Origin of the sequence: Streptomyces sp. NBC_00557 (genome assembly GCF_036345995.1) — a bacterium.
Classification (GTDB): domain Bacteria; phylum Actinomycetota; class Actinomycetes; order Streptomycetales; family Streptomycetaceae; genus Streptomyces.
The window spans coordinates 7,105,345-7,118,917 of the sequence record NZ_CP107796.1 but is presented as its reverse complement, the minus strand read 5'-3'; the positions used below and the strand labels follow the sequence as shown (position 1 = coordinate 7,118,917).

Genomic DNA, 13,573 nt, shown 5'->3' with positions numbered 1-13,573 from the left:
TTCGGTCTGTTCTCCCTCAAGTGGGCCCCTCCCCCTGCATCAGGATCGCTGCGAGTGGTCAGGTGGGGGATCCTCTCGGCTGTGAGCGGCCTGACAACAGGGGTCGCCTGCCATCTTTACCAATCCGATAAACGGATGGTCATGTTCGACCCATGAGCCTTGCCAGGGAGGCGTCCAGGACTCGCCGCAACCGCAGGGCGTCCGGCGCAAGGGCGCTGACCAGGACCGCCGGACCGGCCAGCGGCATCAGGGCGGCGCACTCGTCCAGCATTGCGGGCGCGGGTGCGTTCAGGGCGAAATCCGGTCGTACGACGACGAGTTGGCCCACCGCGCGATGCCCGGCCAGCACCGCGGGACCGTCCCAGCCGCCCAGGGCCCCGGGCCCGCAGGCCAGCTCCTGGTCCAGCACCGTCCGGCCCGCGATCCGCACGGTCAGCCGGCTGCCGAGCCGCCCGGGCTCCTCCCCCGCCCGCCCGAGCACCTGCTCCTCCCGCAGCACGAGCCGGGCGCCGGGGGCGAGTTCGGCCCGGGTGGCGATGCGCAGGTCGCTGCCCCGGGCCGAGATCAACTGCTCCGGCAGCCAGTGCAGTTCGGCTCCGTCGGCCACGTCGAGCCGTACGTCGTAGCGGGCCTCGCCCTTGGCCTGGCCCGGCAGGGCGAGGGTGGCGGCGGCCGAACCGACGTGCAGCCGGGCACCCTGCGCCACACGCGCCGTGAGCGAGAAGCGGTCGCCGCCGAGCGGGCCGCTCATCGCGCCGACGACCATGACCCGCGCCTCCGCGCCGCCGGACCGGACGCGGCGCAGGGCCAGCGGGCCATCGCTCTCCAGGACGGCCAGCGCGGTCCCGCCCCGGCCGTCGGCACGGGCGACGATCCGGGCGTCCGCCCGTACCCCGGAGGCGGTCACGCCGTCCACGCGGCGAGCCGCCCGCGCACCCACGCGGCCACGTCGGCGACGCCCCGCTCGCTGCGCAACGACTGGAGGACGACGGGGAGTTCGGCCCGCTGGGCCTTGGCGTCGGCGGCCATCCGGGCGAGGTCGGAGCCGACGTACGGGGCGAGGTCGGTCTTGTTGACGACGAGCAGGTCTGCGGTGGTGACGCCGGGACCGCCCTTGCGCGGGATGTCGTCGCCGCCGGCCACGTCGATCACGAAGATCTGGGCGTCCACGAGCCCCTTCGAGAAGGTCGCGGTGAGGTTGTCGCCGCCGGACTCGACGAGGATCAGGTCCAGCGGGCCGACCGCGTCCTCCAGGTCCTCCACGGCTTCGAGGTTGGCGGAGATGTCGTCGCGGATCGCGGTGTGCGGGCAGGCGCCCGTCTCCACGGCCGTGATCCGCTCGGGCGGCAGCACGGCCTCCCGCAGCAGGAACTCGGCGTCCTCACGGGTGTAGATGTCGTTGGTGACGACCGCGAGCGACAACTCGTCGCGCAGGGCCCGGCAGAGCGCGGCGACGGTGGCGGTCTTCCCGGACCCGACGGGCCCGCCGAGCCCGATGCGCAGCGCGCGGCGCGATCCGTCGGGCCGGCGCGCGTCCGCGCCGAGGGCGGCGGGTCCGGGGTGGGTGTGATCGAGGTGCATGACAGCGGCTCCATTTCGGCCAGGTCGGCCCCGGTCGGCTCATCCGGCGCCGAGGACGAGGCGGTGAGACCGGTCGGGGTCCAGGGGGCGGGTCCCCCTGGCGGGGTGGAAGGGGGCGGGCCCCTGGCGGGGTGGAAGGGACGGATCCCTCTGGCGGGTCGAAGGGGGCGGATCCCTCTGGCGGGTCGAAAGGGGCGGGGCCCCTCGGCCCGGCGGGGGTGGGCTCTACGACGCGAACAGCCGCACGGGCCAGCCCGCATGCCACTCCGCGCCGACCTCCAGCAAGGGCCCGGAAGCCGCCGGCAGTGCGTCGACGCCCTCGTCGCGCACGCTCCGCGCCGCGGCCACGGCTCGGTCCACGACGCGGTCGAGCTCCGGCGCCAGCCGCGCCAGCACGCCCGTCGCGTCGAACGGGTCGAGGCTGAGCAGCCGTACCGTGGCCGTCGCCGGCCCGCTCACGCTCTCGTACGCCGCGCAGTACGCCGCGTCCTCGGGCCCGAGACCGGCGGCCCGCGCCACGCACCCGAGCACCACCGGCTGGTGTGCCCCCTTGGGGAACCTCCGTGCCAGCGCGTCGAGTTCGTCGCACGGCCAGCTCGCCCGGGCGGCCCGCAGCAGCTGCCGGCCGAGGCGCCGCGCTGCGGCCCGCAGGGCGGGTGACGGCGTACGCGCGTCCGCCGCCGCGTCCAACTCCCCCGGGTCGGCGCCGAGTACGGCCGCGGCGGCCAGCGCGCCCGCGACGGCTCCCGCGGTGTGCAGCCGGCCGCGGCAGAAGTCCTCCAGGCTCGCGGCGGAGGTGATCCGGCCCGCCTTGACGGCGGCCTCCGCCCCGCCGGAGTGCGCGTGCCCTCCGGCGGGGAAGCGGCCGTCGGCCAGGACGAGCAGTGCTGCCCGTGACATCACGACCCCGTCAGAAGAGGAAGTAGCGCTGGGCCATGGGCAGTTCGGCGGCCGGGGTGGCCTCGACCAGTTCGCCGTCGATGTGCACGGCGAAGCTGTCGGGGTCGATCCGGACGTCGGGCCGGGCGTCGTTCTCCCGCATGTCGGCCTTGGTGACCGCGCGCGTGGAGGAGATCGCCTGGAACCGCTTGCCGAGCCCGAGCCGCTCCGGCAGCCCGTCCTCGACGGCCATCGCGCTGACGAAGTTGACCGAGTTGGCGGCCGGGGCACGGCCGATCGCGCCGTACATCGGGCGGGGCAGGATCGGTTGCGGTGTGGGGATCGAGGCGTTGGCGTCGCCCATCTGCGCGTAGGCGATCTGACCGCCCTTGAGGACGAGGAGCGGCTTGACGCCGAAGAACGCCGGCTCCCACAGGACGAGGTCGGCGAGCTTGCCGGTCTCGACGGAGCCGATCTCGGCGGCGAGGCCCTGGGCGAGCGCCGGGTTGATCGTGTATTTGGCGACATAGCGACGTACCCGGTGGTTGTCCGCGCGTCCGTCACCGGGCAGCGCGCCGCGCCTGCGCTTCATCACATGAGCGGTCTGCCAGGTGCGCAGGATCACCTCGCCGACGCGGCCCATGGCCTGGGAGTCGGAGGAGATGATCGAGATGGCGCCGAGGTCGTGCAGGATGTCCTCCGCGCCGATGGTGGACGGCCGGATGCGGGACTCGGCGAAGGCCAGGTCCTCGGGCACCGCCGGGTTGAGGTGGTGGCACACCATCAGCATGTCGAGGTGTTCCTCGGCGGTGTTGACGGTGAAGGGCCGGGTCGGGTTGGTGGAGCTGGGCAGCACGTTGGGCTGCGAGACCACGGTCATGATGTCCGGAGCGTGCCCGCCGCCGGCGCCCTCGGTGTGGTACGAGTGGATGCCCCGGCCCGCGATCGCGGCGAGGGTGTCGCCGACGAACCCGGCCTCGTTGAGGGTGTCGGTGTGGATGGCGACCTGGATGCCGGTGCGGTCGGCGACCGTCAGCGCGGCGTCGATGACGGCCGGGGTGGAGCCCCAGTCCTCGTGCAGCTTCAGGCCGGCCGCGCCGCCCCGGATCTGGGAGAGCATCGCCTCGTGGCTGACCGTGTTGCCCTTGCCGAGGAAGCCGACGTTGACCGGGTAGGCCTCCATCGCCTCGAACATCCGGGCGAGGTGCCAGGGGCCGGGGGTGACCGTGGTGGCCTTGGAGCCCTCGGCGGGGCCGGTGCCGCCGCCGACCAGGGTGGTGATGCCGGAGGCGAGGGCCTCGTCGGCGACCTGGGGGCAGATGAAGTGCACGTGCGCGTCGATGGCGCCGGCGGTGAGGATCCGCCCGTTGCCCGCGATGATCTCGGTCTCGGGTCCGATGACGAGGTCCGGGTGGACGCCGTCCATGGTGTCCGGGTTGCCGGCCTTGCCGATCGCGGTGATCCGGCCGTCGCGGATGCCGATGTCAGCCTTGACGACGCCCCAGTGGTCCACGACGACGGCGCCGGTGATCACGGTGTCGGGAGTGCCGTCGGCGCGGGTGGCACGGGACTGCCCCATGGACTCGCGGATGACCTTGCCGCCGCCGAAGACGGCCTCGTCCCCGGAGGCGCCGGGGCCGCCGGAGCGGTCCTCCTCGATCTCGACCAGCAGATCGGTGTCGGCGAGCCGGATGCGGTCACCGGTGGTGGGGCCGAACAGGTCGGCGTAGGCGCCGCGGGAGATCTCAGGCATCGAGCGCGCCTCCCGTCTGCCCGCGCAGCCCCGGCACGATCCGGGCGCCGGCGAGGGGCACGAGTTCGACGTCGACGGGGATGCCGGGCTCGAAGCGCACGGCGGTGCCGGCGGCCACGTTCAGCCGCTTGCCGCGGGCGGCGGCGCGGTCGAACTCCAGGCCGGGGTTGGCCTCGGCGAAGTGGTAGTGCGAGCCGACCTGGACCGGGCGGTCGGCGGCGTTGAGGACGGTGAGGCGGGTGACCTCGCGGCCCTCGTTGCAGACGACGGGGTCGTCGGCGAACAGGATCTCTCCGGGAATCATCGCGGCCCCCTCAGACGATCGGCTCGTGGACGGTGACGAGCTTGGTGCCGTCCGGGAAGGTGGCCTCCACCTGGACGTCGTGGATCATCTCGGGGACGCCGTCCATGACGTCGTCCCGGGTGAGGAGCTTGCGGCCGGAGGACATCAGTTCGGCGACCGTACGGCCGTCACGCGCGCCTTCGAGGATGTGCGACGTGATGAGGGCGACCGCTTCCGGGTGGTTGAGCCTGAGCCCGCGGGCCCTGCGCTTCTCGGCCACGTCGGCCGCCACGTGGATCAGCAGCCGCTCTTGCTCGTGCGGGGTCAGTTGCACGTCCCACCTCACAGTCCTTGCTCCGGACCGTGCGGGGTCCGGTTGCCGCAGCCATCGCGACGGGGACGGGTGTCACACACGGTCCAATCCCCGGATCGTCCTCGATCCCGGGCAGAAAAACCCCTGATGGCGTGGATCGGCAGGGTAGAGCGCCGGAGTTTCGGCGACGTTAACCAGACCTTGATCCACCGATGACCGCGCGATGGGACCGCCGATACCCGCGCGGGTCAGGAGACCCCGGGCCCCCGGTGCTCGGCGGCGATCCCGAAGCGCTGCCGTTCGCGCGCGGCGGAACCGGCCTCGCGGACGCCCGAGACCGAGCTGACGACCTGCTCCCCGGCCTGCTCCTCGAGGGCGTCCAGCCGCTCCAGATCGGCGGCCGACACCAGCGCGACCAGCGGCTTGCCGTGCCGGGTGACCACGACGCGCTCACCGCCGTACACCACCCGGTTGATCAGGTCGGCGAGCTCAGCCCTGGCTTGCGTCACCGGAATCTCGTAGGCCATACCCCCATCGTACGTCAGGTACGTCCTGTACATTTTTTACAGAAGCCGGGTCCGTGGGGGGCCCGGGTGAGAGAAGGGGTGTCCCATGTCCCGAGCGTTCGCCCGCCATGTCCTGCCCGAGTTCACCGAGCGCACCGGCAGCGGCGTGCGCACCCTGGACCCGTACGGCAAGCTGTTCGAGGACCGGATCGTCTTCCTCGGCACCCCGCTGGACGACGCGGCCGCGAACGACGTGATGGCACAGCTGATGTACCTCGAACACGCGGCTCCGGAGCGGGACATCACGCTGTACGTCAACTCCCCCGGCGGCACGTTCAGCGCGTTGACGGCGGTCTACGACACGCTGCGCTACGTCAGTTGCGACGTGGCCACCTACTGCCTGGGCCAGGCCTCCTCCCAGGCCGCGCTGCTGATCGCGGCCGGCACGCCGGGCAAGCGGTTCGCCCTGCCGGGCGCGCGCATGGTCCTCTCGCAGCCCCGGCTCGCCGAGCCGGTGCAGGGCCAGCCGAGCGACCTGCTCATCCAGGCCGGGGAACTGGCCCGGATCCGTGCGCTGACGGAGGAGATGCTGGTACGGCACACCGGGCGCACGGCCGGACAGGTCCGCCGCGACCTGGAGCGGGACCTGGTGCTGGACGCCCCCGCCGCGGTGGAGTACGGCCTGGTGGACGCCCTCGTGCCCGCCCGGCGGGGCACCCCGGGCGCACCGGACGCGAGGTGAGCCGCCGATGCTGCCGGACCTTCCGCCGCTGCCCGCGCTCACGCGCGCCGAGGGCGACCTGATCGACCGTTATCTGGAGGCCGCCGACCTGCTGGGCCGCGTCAATCCCGCGCACGGCGGCGACACCTATCGCGGGCTGCGCGCAGCCCAGGCCCTGGTGCGCAAGGCCGCAGAGCTGCGTGACGCCCTCGCGCTGATGCACCAGCGGGGCGAGACGGAGCTGCACGGGGACACGCTGGCACGGGCCCTGCGGGTGCTGGACGGTGAACGCCGGACCGCACGCGTCGCGCTCCCGCCGGACGGCGTCGGCTGATCCGGACGCCCGCGCGGCCGTACCGGACCCCGGCGTCGACGGGAGCCGACCGGACGGGAGTTGAAACGACCCGAACGACGTACCGCCGACCGGTGTATATCCGGATCGTTTTCCGGGCCTCCCGACTTGCGCACCGCGCCCGTCCGGGGTGCGCGGAGAGGCGCTTAACCCCAGGTCCGAGGGTGTGTCGGGGATCTGACGATGTCTCGAACATCACGTGGTCCACCCGAACGGGCGAGTGGTGAGTAACGCCACAAATTCCCGGATGCGTTGGGATTTTCGGACCGGCGTGGGTGAAGATCCCGTCCGACGACAAGCCCCCGCCGACCGCGGCGGGGCGGTCCGGGCGGACGCCGAGTCCTGCCGCCGCCCGGACGACCGGTCGACAGGAGTGGATCGGCAGGAGTGGAGGACCCAAGCAAGACGGGTCGCCGGGACGGATGTCCGTCCGCGCGTCACAGAGCCCTCTGTGCGCCGCGGCCGGGCGGAGGTTCCGAGCAGCCCTTGGGGTGAAGCCGCGGCAACGCGGCCGGGCAACTTCGCCAGCCCGAATCCGACAGGTCATCCTTCACAGGCGGCTGACGAAGGGTTGCGCATGACTGCGCTCAATCGTGTCCCGTCGCTCATGGCCCGGGCCGGTACGGCCTCGGCCCTCACCCTCGCCGCCGTGGGCGGCTCGATCGCGGTCCCCGGGCTCGCCACCGACGCCTCGGCCGCGACCCTGGCCACGAAAGCACTGCACATCGCGGCCTCCAAGAAGGGGGCGCCGTACCAGTACGGGGCCACCGGGCCGCGCAGGTTCGACTGCTCGGGGCTGACGCTCTACTCGTTCAAGAAGGCGGGCAAGACCCTGCCGCGTACCGCCGCCGCGCAGTACAACCGGACGCACCACATCTCCGCCCGCAGCCGCAGGGCCGGCGACCTGGTGTTCTTCCACTCGGGCTCCTACGTCTACCACGTCGGCATCTACGCCGGACACGGGAAGATCTGGCACGCACCGAGGACCGGTGACGTGGTGCGGCTGCAGAAGATCTGGACCAGGAGCGTCTGGTACGGCCGGGTCAACTGACCCGGGCCGTCACGGCGGGCCGGCCCGACGGTCCGGCAGGGTGACGCCGGCTGCCCCGGCCCGGCCCAGGCCGGCCGACCCGCCGTAGCGCAGGAGCGGCTCCAGCAGGAGGGCCGCTTCCGAGCACCGTCGGCGCCACCCCGGTGCCCGCCTGGAGCCCACGGGCGGGCCCGGGGCCGACGCGACCTCCTGCCGGCCGCGGAGGCTCCTCAGCGCCCCGGCCGCCCCGTCTGCCGGCGTAGCGACCGGCCCACCGGGGCACCGCGCCTGATGCGCCGTCCGGCGCGCCCCGACGGACCCGCGCCCCGGCGTGCGCCGCGACGCCGCACCGGTCGCGGGCGCCTTCCGGAGCCCTGCAGACGCGCCCGTTCGGCCACGATGGGCCGTACGAACGCCGTACCCCTGTCGAAGGCCTGTGCAGCCGGGTGGGCCGTATGAACGCGGGGCATGAGCGCCCTCGACGCGCCGTCCCCTCTCCGCGCCCCGGAGCAACGCCTCCCCGCCACCCCGCCCCGCCCGCTGGGCTGCCGTGCCCCTGCCGGCCGGCTAGCGGGTCCGTTCCGCCGGGAGGATCCAGGGGAGTTCGATGAAGACCGTCTTGCCGCCCTCACGAGTGGGACGGACGCGGAGTCTGCCGCCGCACTCCGCGGTGAGCCAGCGGATGATGACCATGCCGCGTCCGTTGTCCTGCTGGACGGCGGCGGGCAGTCTCTTCGGAAAGCGCGGGTGACTGTCCGTCACGCCGATGCGAAGCTGTTCGTCGCGGTCCAGGGCGATGTCGACCGTGAAGGTGGGTGACTGACCGAAAGTGTGCTGTACGGCGTTCGTGGCGAGTTCGGAGACGATGAGTCGCACCGTGTCGGCCGTCTCGGTGTCCGACGGCAGGCCCCACTCCGCGAGCGTGCCCACGACGTAGGTGCGGGCCGCGGAGACCGAGGCGGGATCGCTCGGCAGAGTGACGGATGCTTCCAGATGGTCTGCCATGGCGCGGTCGTCCCTTTCCCACGGGACCGCAGTCCGACACGGCGCGGATGGTTCGAGTACGGTCCCGGACTGGTGCTTGCTCGTCAGCCTGCCACCACCGGGCAGGTCACGGGGAGCGATCCACCAAGATATGCATATATCTGTCGCCCGAAGCGGTGAACTCTGCGACGCGAGACCGTATTCGGGCGGCCCGGAAGGAGTAAGGAGGAGCCCATGCAGAACGGGCCGGCCGTGCGCCGCCGCAAACTGGGCGCCGAACTGCGCACGCTGCGCACCGGTGCCGGGCTCACGAGCGGTGAGGCGGCCCGGCTGGTCGGCTGGCACCAGTCGAAGGTCAGCCGTATCGAGACCGGTGCCAGCGGCGTGAAACCAGCGGATGTGCGGTTACTCCTCGACGCCTACGAGGTGCACGACAGGCAGCTGCGCGAGCTGCTGCTGATGCTGGCCGGCTCCGGCGACACCGGCGACCGGCACCGCTGGTGGCACGCCTACCGCGGGGTGCTGCCGCCCACCTACCGGGACTTCATCAGCCTGGAGTCGCAGGCGAGCACGATGCGCACCCTGGAGACCACGGTCGTGCCCGGTCTGCTGCAGACCCCCGAGTACGCCCGCGCGGTGACCCGGGCGGCCGTGAAGGACCTGGACGACAGCGACCTCGACACGCTGGTGGAGGTGCGCCTGGCCCGCCAGGACGTGCTGCGCGCCGACCCGCCGCTGGTGCTGAGCGCGGTGCTGGACGAGGCGGTGCTGCGGCGCGAGGTCGGCGGCCCCGAGGTGATGGCCCGGCAGCTGGAGCGGCTGATGGAGGCGGCCCGGCTGCCCCAAGTCCGGCTCCAGGTGCTGCCGTTCAGCGCCGGAGCGCATGTCGGCCTCACCGGGCCTTTCGTTATCTTCTCATTTCCGAGCACTTCTGATCTGGACGTGGTTGTTCTCGACCAGTTGACGAGTAGCCTCTACCTGGAGCGGAAAGAAGACCTCATGGCCTACTCGGAGGCCTTCGACACCCTTCGGATGCACGCCCTTTCACCCGAGGACACGTTGGACTACATCGCCGGGATAGGTGACGGCGCGTAAGGAGGCACCATGTCAGCTCTGCCTCGGAACGTCCCTGCCAGTACCGACCTGCACGACGTGCGCTGGCTGCGCAGCAGCTACAGCACGGGAGCCAACAACTGCGTGGAGACGGCCCGGCCGCACTCCGGCCCCGGAGCCGGACTGCTCGCCGTGCGCGACTCCAAGCGCCCGGCCGGGCCCGCGCTGCTCTTCTCCACCGAGAGCTGGGCCGGTTTCCTCAGCGCTCTCTGATCAGAAGCGATCTCATCCGATCATTCCTGACCATTCATGGTTGAAGCACGGCCGTGTCACGCCGACTCATGGTCGCGTTTCGACGATCACACGTACAGCGCGTTCGATCTCGGCCCCGGACAGGTCCGCGCGGGCGGTCAGCCGCAGCCGTGAGACGCCGTCGGGCACGGAAGGAGGACGGAAGCAGCCCACGGCCAGCCCGGCGGTACGGCAGTCGGCCGCCCAGCGCACCGCCTCTTCCGGGGACGGAGCCCGCACGGAGACCACCGCGGCGTCCGGACGCACCGCCTCCAGACCCGCGGCGGTCAGCCGTGCGTGCAGTTCCGCGGCCACCTCCCGGGCGCGCGCGGCGCGTTCCGGTTCACGGACGAGCAGCCGCAGCGCCGCGAGCGCGGCCCCGGCCGCCGCCGGCGCCAGCCCCGTGTCGAAGATGAACGTCCGGGCGGCGTTGACCAGGTGGTCGATCACCCGCCGCGGTCCGAGCACCGCCCCGCCCTGGCTGCCCAGCGACTTGGACAGGGTGGCCGTGGCCACCACGTCCGCGGCGCCGGCCAGCCCGGCCGCGTACGGCGCGCCCCGGCCGCCGTCGCCCAGCACCCCGAGCCCGTGCGCGTCGTCCACGACGAGCCCCGCGCCGTGCTCCCGGCACGCCGCGGCCAGCTCGGCCAGCGGCGCCCTGTCCCCGTCGACCGAGAACACGGTGTCCGAGACGACGATCGCCGGCCCCTGGTGGGTGCCCAGCGCCTTGCGCACCGCCTCCGGGTCGGCGTGCCCGACGACCTGCCGCTCGCCGCGCGCCAGCCGGCAGCCGTCGATGAGGGAGGCGTGGTTGCCGGCGTCGGAGACGATGAGCGAGCCGTGCGGGCCGAGCGCGGTGACCGCGGCCAGGTTGGCGGCGTAACCGGAGGAGAAGACCAGCGCCGCCTCGAAGCCGCAGAAGGCGGCCAGTTCGCGCTCCAGCTCGGTGTGCAGCTCGGTGGTGCCGGTGACCAGCCGGGAGCCGGTCGAGCCGCCGCCCCAGGTCCGGGCGGCCCGGGCGGCCCCCTCGGCGACCTCGGGGTGGTGCGTGAGGCCCAGGTAGTCGTTGCTCGCCAGGTCCAGCAGCGGCGAGTCGGCGGCGCGCGGGCGCAGGGTCCGTACGAGTCCGGCGCGGCGGCGCGCCTCGGCCTGCTCGTCGATCCAGCCGAACGCCATGGGTCCTCCGGGGCTTTTGTAGGTAGCGAACAGACACTAGCGGCACGACCGGTCACCCGAGGTGCGGCAATACCCACACGGTGAACCGTCTCCGTTGTGCAAACTCTCCTTGGCCCGGGGCGGTCCGGTAAGACAGGATCGGGCCTCATGGACCTGCTGAACACGCTGGTGGACAAGGGGCTTCGGCGCGAGCTGCCGACCCGCGAGGAAGCGCTCGCCGTTCTGGCGACCTCCGACGACGACCTGCTCGATGTGGTGGCCGCGGCCGGCAAGGTGCGCCGCCACTGGTTCGGGCGCCGGGTGAAACTCAACTATCTGGTGAACCTCAAGTCGGGCCTGTGCCCTGAGGACTGCTCCTACTGTTCCCAGCGGCTCGGCTCGAAGGCCGACATCCTGAAGTACACCTGGCTCAAGCCGGACGAGGCCTCCAGGGCGGCCGCCGCGGGGCTCGCGGGCGGCGCCAAGCGGGTCTGCCTGGTGGCGAGCGGGCGCGGCCCGACCGACCGGGACGTGGACCGGGTCTCGGAGACCATCCGGACCATCAAGGAGCAGAACGAGCACGTCGAGGTGTGCGCCTGCCTCGGCCTGCTCTCCGACGGCCAGGCCGAGCGGCTGCGCGAGGCGGGCGCGGACGCCTACAACCACAACCTCAACACCTCGGAGTCCACGTACGGGGACATCACCACCACCCACACCTACGCCGACCGGGTGGACACGGTGAACAAGGCCCACGCGGCCGGGCTGTCCGCCTGCTCCGGTCTGATCGCGGGCATGGGCGAGAGCGACGAGGACCTGGTCGACGTGGTCTTCAGCCTGCGTGAACTCGACCCGGACTCGGTGCCGGTGAACTTCCTCATCCCGTTCGAGGGCACCCCGCTGGCCAAGGAGTGGAACCTCACCCCGCAGCGCTGCCTGCGGATCCTCGCGATGGTCCGGTTCGTCTGCCCGGACGTGGAGGTCCGGATCGCGGGCGGCCGCGAGGTGCATCTGCGTACCATGCAGCCCCTCGCGCTGCACCTGGCCAACTCCATCTTCCTCGGCGACTACCTGACCAGCGAGGGCCAGGCGGGCAAGGCCGACCTGGAGATGATCGCGGACGCCGGCTTCGAGGTGGAGGGCGCCGGCGAGGTCACGCTGCCCGAGCACCGGGTCGGGGCGGCGGCCGGCCACGGCTCGGCCTGCGGCTCGCACGAGGGATGCGGTTCGCACGAGGGATGCGGCGCGCACGAGGGCGCGGACGCCTGCGGTTCGGCGGGCGTGTGCGGTACGGCGGCCGTGCCGGCCGCGCAGGAGCCGCGCACCGACCTCGTGGCCGTCCGCCGCCGGGGCGCCGGAACGGACCTCGCGCCCAATGCCTGACCGGTCCGGCCCGTCCCGCCTGAGCCTGCCCGACCTGCTGGAGCTGGACCGGCGGCACGTGTGGCACCCGTACGGCCCGATGCCGGGGCGTGCCGAACCGCTCGTCGTGGAGTCGGCGAGCGGGGTCCGGCTGCGGCTCGCCGACGGCTCCGGCGACCTGGTGGACGGCATGTCGTCGTGGTGGTCGGCGATCCACGGCTACAACCACCCGGTCCTCAACGAGGCGGCGCGCGACCAGCTCGGGCGGATGAGCCACGTGATGTTCGGCGGACTCACGCACGAGCCCGCCGTCCGCCTCGCGAAGCACCTTGTCGACATGTCGCCTGAAGGGCTGGAGCACGTCTTCCTGGCCGACTCCGGTTCGGTGTCGGTCGAGGTCGCGGTGAAGATGTGCCTGCAGTACTGGCGCTCGCTCGGCCGGCCCGGCAAGCAGCGGCTGCTGACCTGGCGGGGCGGCTACCACGGCGACACCTGGAACCCGATGTCCGTGTGCGACCCCGAGGGCGGGATGCACGCGCTGTGGTCGGGGGTGCTGCCGCGCCAGATCTTCGCCGACGCGCCGCCGGCCGCGTACGAGGAGTCGTACGCGGAGCGGCTGCGCGAGCTGATCGCCCGCCACGCGGACGAGGTCGCCGCGGTGATCGTGGAGCCGGTCGTGCAGGGCGCGGGCGGCATGCGCTTCCACTCCCCCGCGTACCTGAGGGTGCTGCGCGAGGCGTGCGACGCGCACGACGTGCTGCTGGTGTTCGACGAGATCGCCACCGGGTTCGGCCGCACCGGCGCGCTGTTCGCGGCGGAGCACGCGGGCGTCAGCCCGGATGTGATGTGCGTGGGCAAGGCGCTGACCGGCGGCTATCTGACGCTGGCCGCCACGCTGTGCACCGCGCGGGTCGCCGAAGGCATCTCGCGGGGCGAGGTGCCGGTGCTCGCGCACGGCCCGACGTTCATGGGCAACCCGCTCGCGGCGGCCGTGGCCTGCGCCTCCGTGGAACTGCTGCTGGTCCAGGACTGGCGGGCCGAGGTCAAGCGGATCGAGGCGGGCCTCGCGGAGGGCCTGGCGCCGGCCCGGGAGCTGCCCGGCGTACGGGACGTCCGCGTCCTCGGCGCGATCGGCGTGGTCCAGCTCGACCACGAGGTGGACATGGCGGCGGCCACCGCGGCGGCCGTGCGGGAGGGCGTGTGGCTGCGCCCCTTCCGCGACCTGGTCTACACGATGCCGCCGTACATCACGTCCGACGAGGACGTGGCGAGGATCGCGCGCGCGGTGTGCGCCGCGGCGCGGGAGGGATGAC

General features: G+C 72.8%; 16 protein-coding genes and 1 riboswitch. Of the genes, 7 read left to right on the top strand and 9 right to left on the bottom strand.

The annotated features are described in order from the left end of the window. Window positions 1-139: 139 nt before the first annotated feature. From OG956_RS31455 to OG956_RS31425, 7 genes are all read right to left on the bottom strand, one after another. Complete coding sequence (locus OG956_RS31455; protein WP_443065699.1) at window positions 140-907, bottom strand: urease accessory protein UreD; 768 nt, start codon at window positions 905-907, stop codon at window positions 140-142. After that, window positions 904-1,581, bottom strand: coding sequence for an urease accessory protein UreG (ureG, locus tag OG956_RS31450; protein WP_330341393.1), 678 nt, complete (start codon window positions 1,579-1,581; stop codon window positions 904-906). Before ureG ends, OG956_RS31455 begins: the two co-directional genes overlap by 4 nt. A 225-nt stretch (window positions 1,582-1,806) precedes the next feature. Next, complete coding sequence (locus OG956_RS31445) at window positions 1,807-2,481, bottom strand: urease accessory protein UreF (RefSeq protein ID WP_330341392.1); 675 nt, start codon at window positions 2,479-2,481, stop codon at window positions 1,807-1,809. 10 nt (window positions 2,482-2,491) lie between these two features. Then, window positions 2,492-4,213 (bottom strand): urease subunit alpha, encoded by a 1,722-nt coding sequence (locus OG956_RS31440; RefSeq protein ID WP_330341391.1) that lies wholly within the window; start codon window positions 4,211-4,213, stop codon window positions 2,492-2,494. Beyond that, window positions 4,206-4,517, bottom strand: a complete 312-nt coding sequence (locus OG956_RS31435; protein WP_330341390.1) for an urease subunit beta — start codon at window positions 4,515-4,517, stop codon at window positions 4,206-4,208. Before OG956_RS31435 ends, OG956_RS31440 begins: the two co-directional genes overlap by 8 nt. A gap of 10 nt (window positions 4,518-4,527) precedes the next feature. After that, window positions 4,528-4,830 carry an urease subunit gamma gene (locus OG956_RS31430; RefSeq protein ID WP_330341389.1) on the bottom strand — a complete coding sequence of 101 codons (303 nt, stop codon included), beginning with the start codon at window positions 4,828-4,830 and terminating at the stop codon, window positions 4,528-4,530. A gap of 227 nt (window positions 4,831-5,057) precedes the next feature. Then, a complete protein-coding gene (locus OG956_RS31425) occupies window positions 5,058-5,336 on the bottom strand; it encodes a type II toxin-antitoxin system Phd/YefM family antitoxin (RefSeq protein WP_330341388.1) in 279 nt (92 codons plus the stop codon). An 85-nt stretch (window positions 5,337-5,421) separates the two neighbouring features. On the opposite strand from OG956_RS31425, the gene OG956_RS31420 reads away from it, so the two are divergent. The 3 genes from OG956_RS31420 to OG956_RS31410 all read left to right on the top strand — a co-directional run bounded on the left by OG956_RS31420 (window position 5,422) and on the right by OG956_RS31410 (window position 7,439). Continuing rightward, window positions 5,422-6,057 carry an ATP-dependent Clp protease proteolytic subunit gene (locus OG956_RS31420; RefSeq protein WP_330341387.1) on the top strand — a complete coding sequence of 212 codons (636 nt, stop codon included), beginning with the start codon at window positions 5,422-5,424 and terminating at the stop codon, window positions 6,055-6,057. 7 nt (window positions 6,058-6,064) lie between these two features. Continuing rightward, window positions 6,065-6,370, top strand: a complete 306-nt coding sequence (locus OG956_RS31415; protein ID WP_330341386.1) for a hypothetical protein — start codon at window positions 6,065-6,067, stop codon at window positions 6,368-6,370. A 462-nt stretch (window positions 6,371-6,832) separates the two neighbouring features. Then, window positions 6,833-6,962: riboswitch (cyclic di-AMP (ydaO/yuaA leader) on the top strand. A gap of 3 nt (window positions 6,963-6,965) precedes the next feature. After that, window positions 6,966-7,439, top strand: coding sequence for a C40 family peptidase (locus OG956_RS31410; protein WP_330341385.1), 474 nt, complete (start codon window positions 6,966-6,968; stop codon window positions 7,437-7,439). Window positions 7,440-7,985: 546 nt separating this feature from the next. On the opposite strand, the gene OG956_RS31405 is transcribed toward OG956_RS31410, so the two are convergent. Next, window positions 7,986-8,423 carry an ATP-binding protein gene (locus OG956_RS31405; protein WP_330341384.1) on the bottom strand — a complete coding sequence of 146 codons (438 nt, stop codon included), beginning with the start codon at window positions 8,421-8,423 and terminating at the stop codon, window positions 7,986-7,988. 213 nt (window positions 8,424-8,636) lie between these two features. Here OG956_RS31405 and OG956_RS31400 point away from each other — a divergent pair, with 213 nt between their 5' ends. Next, entirely contained in the window at window positions 8,637-9,497 is an 861-nt protein-coding gene (locus OG956_RS31400; protein ID WP_330341383.1) for a helix-turn-helix domain-containing protein, read from the top strand. Between the two features lie 9 nt (window positions 9,498-9,506). Beyond that, window positions 9,507-9,728 (top strand): DUF397 domain-containing protein, encoded by a 222-nt coding sequence (locus OG956_RS31395; protein ID WP_330341382.1) that lies wholly within the window; start codon window positions 9,507-9,509, stop codon window positions 9,726-9,728. A 66-nt stretch (window positions 9,729-9,794) separates the two neighbouring features. Here the strand turns inward: OG956_RS31395 and OG956_RS31390 are convergent, their stop codons facing one another. Continuing rightward, window positions 9,795-10,922 carry an 8-amino-7-oxononanoate synthase gene (locus tag OG956_RS31390; protein WP_330341381.1) on the bottom strand — a complete coding sequence of 376 codons (1,128 nt, stop codon included), beginning with the start codon at window positions 10,920-10,922 and terminating at the stop codon, window positions 9,795-9,797. A 147-nt stretch (window positions 10,923-11,069) separates the two neighbouring features. Between OG956_RS31390 and bioB the strand changes: the two genes are divergently transcribed. Beyond that, entirely contained in the window at window positions 11,070-12,281 is a 1,212-nt protein-coding gene (bioB, locus tag OG956_RS31385; RefSeq protein ID WP_330341380.1) for a biotin synthase BioB, read from the top strand. Then, the gene (locus OG956_RS31380; RefSeq protein ID WP_330341379.1) at window positions 12,274-13,572 is read left to right on the top strand and encodes an adenosylmethionine--8-amino-7-oxononanoate transaminase; all 1,299 of its coding nucleotides are present in this window, start codon (window positions 12,274-12,276) and stop codon (window positions 13,570-13,572) included. The genes bioB and OG956_RS31380 overlap by 8 nt, the downstream gene beginning before the upstream one ends. Window position 13,573 lies beyond the last annotated feature (1 nt).

What these genes read in the sequence shown, in the direction of transcription:
- OG956_RS31420 (WP_330341387.1), top strand. Translation starts at nt 5,422, where the DNA reads ATGTCCCGAGCGTTCGCCCGCCATGTCCTGCCCGAGTTCACCGAGCGC.
- OG956_RS31440 (WP_330341391.1), bottom strand. Translation starts at nt 4,213, where the DNA reads ATGCCTGAGATCTCCCGCGGCGCCTACGCCGACCTGTTCGGCCCCACC.
- OG956_RS31445 (WP_330341392.1), bottom strand. Translation starts at nt 2,481, where the DNA reads ATGTCACGGGCAGCACTGCTCGTCCTGGCCGACGGCCGCTTCCCCGCC.
- bioB (WP_330341380.1), top strand. Translation starts at nt 11,070, where the DNA reads ATGGACCTGCTGAACACGCTGGTGGACAAGGGGCTTCGGCGCGAGCTG.
- OG956_RS31400 (WP_330341383.1), top strand. Translation starts at nt 8,637, where the DNA reads ATGCAGAACGGGCCGGCCGTGCGCCGCCGCAAACTGGGCGCCGAACTG.
- OG956_RS31435 (WP_330341390.1), bottom strand. Translation starts at nt 4,517, where the DNA reads ATGATTCCCGGAGAGATCCTGTTCGCCGACGACCCCGTCGTCTGCAAC.
- ureG (WP_330341393.1), bottom strand. Translation starts at nt 1,581, where the DNA reads ATGCACCTCGATCACACCCACCCCGGACCCGCCGCCCTCGGCGCGGAC.
- OG956_RS31415 (WP_330341386.1), top strand. Translation starts at nt 6,065, where the DNA reads ATGCTGCCGGACCTTCCGCCGCTGCCCGCGCTCACGCGCGCCGAGGGC.
- OG956_RS31390 (WP_330341381.1), bottom strand. Translation starts at nt 10,922, where the DNA reads ATGGCGTTCGGCTGGATCGACGAGCAGGCCGAGGCGCGCCGCCGCGCC.
- OG956_RS31395 (WP_330341382.1), top strand. Translation starts at nt 9,507, where the DNA reads ATGTCAGCTCTGCCTCGGAACGTCCCTGCCAGTACCGACCTGCACGAC.
- OG956_RS31380 (WP_330341379.1), top strand. Translation starts at nt 12,274, where the DNA reads ATGCCTGACCGGTCCGGCCCGTCCCGCCTGAGCCTGCCCGACCTGCTG.
- OG956_RS31410 (WP_330341385.1), top strand. Translation starts at nt 6,966, where the DNA reads ATGACTGCGCTCAATCGTGTCCCGTCGCTCATGGCCCGGGCCGGTACG.
- OG956_RS31405 (WP_330341384.1), bottom strand. Translation starts at nt 8,423, where the DNA reads ATGGCAGACCATCTGGAAGCATCCGTCACTCTGCCGAGCGATCCCGCC.
- OG956_RS31425 (WP_330341388.1), bottom strand. Translation starts at nt 5,336, where the DNA reads ATGGCCTACGAGATTCCGGTGACGCAAGCCAGGGCTGAGCTCGCCGAC.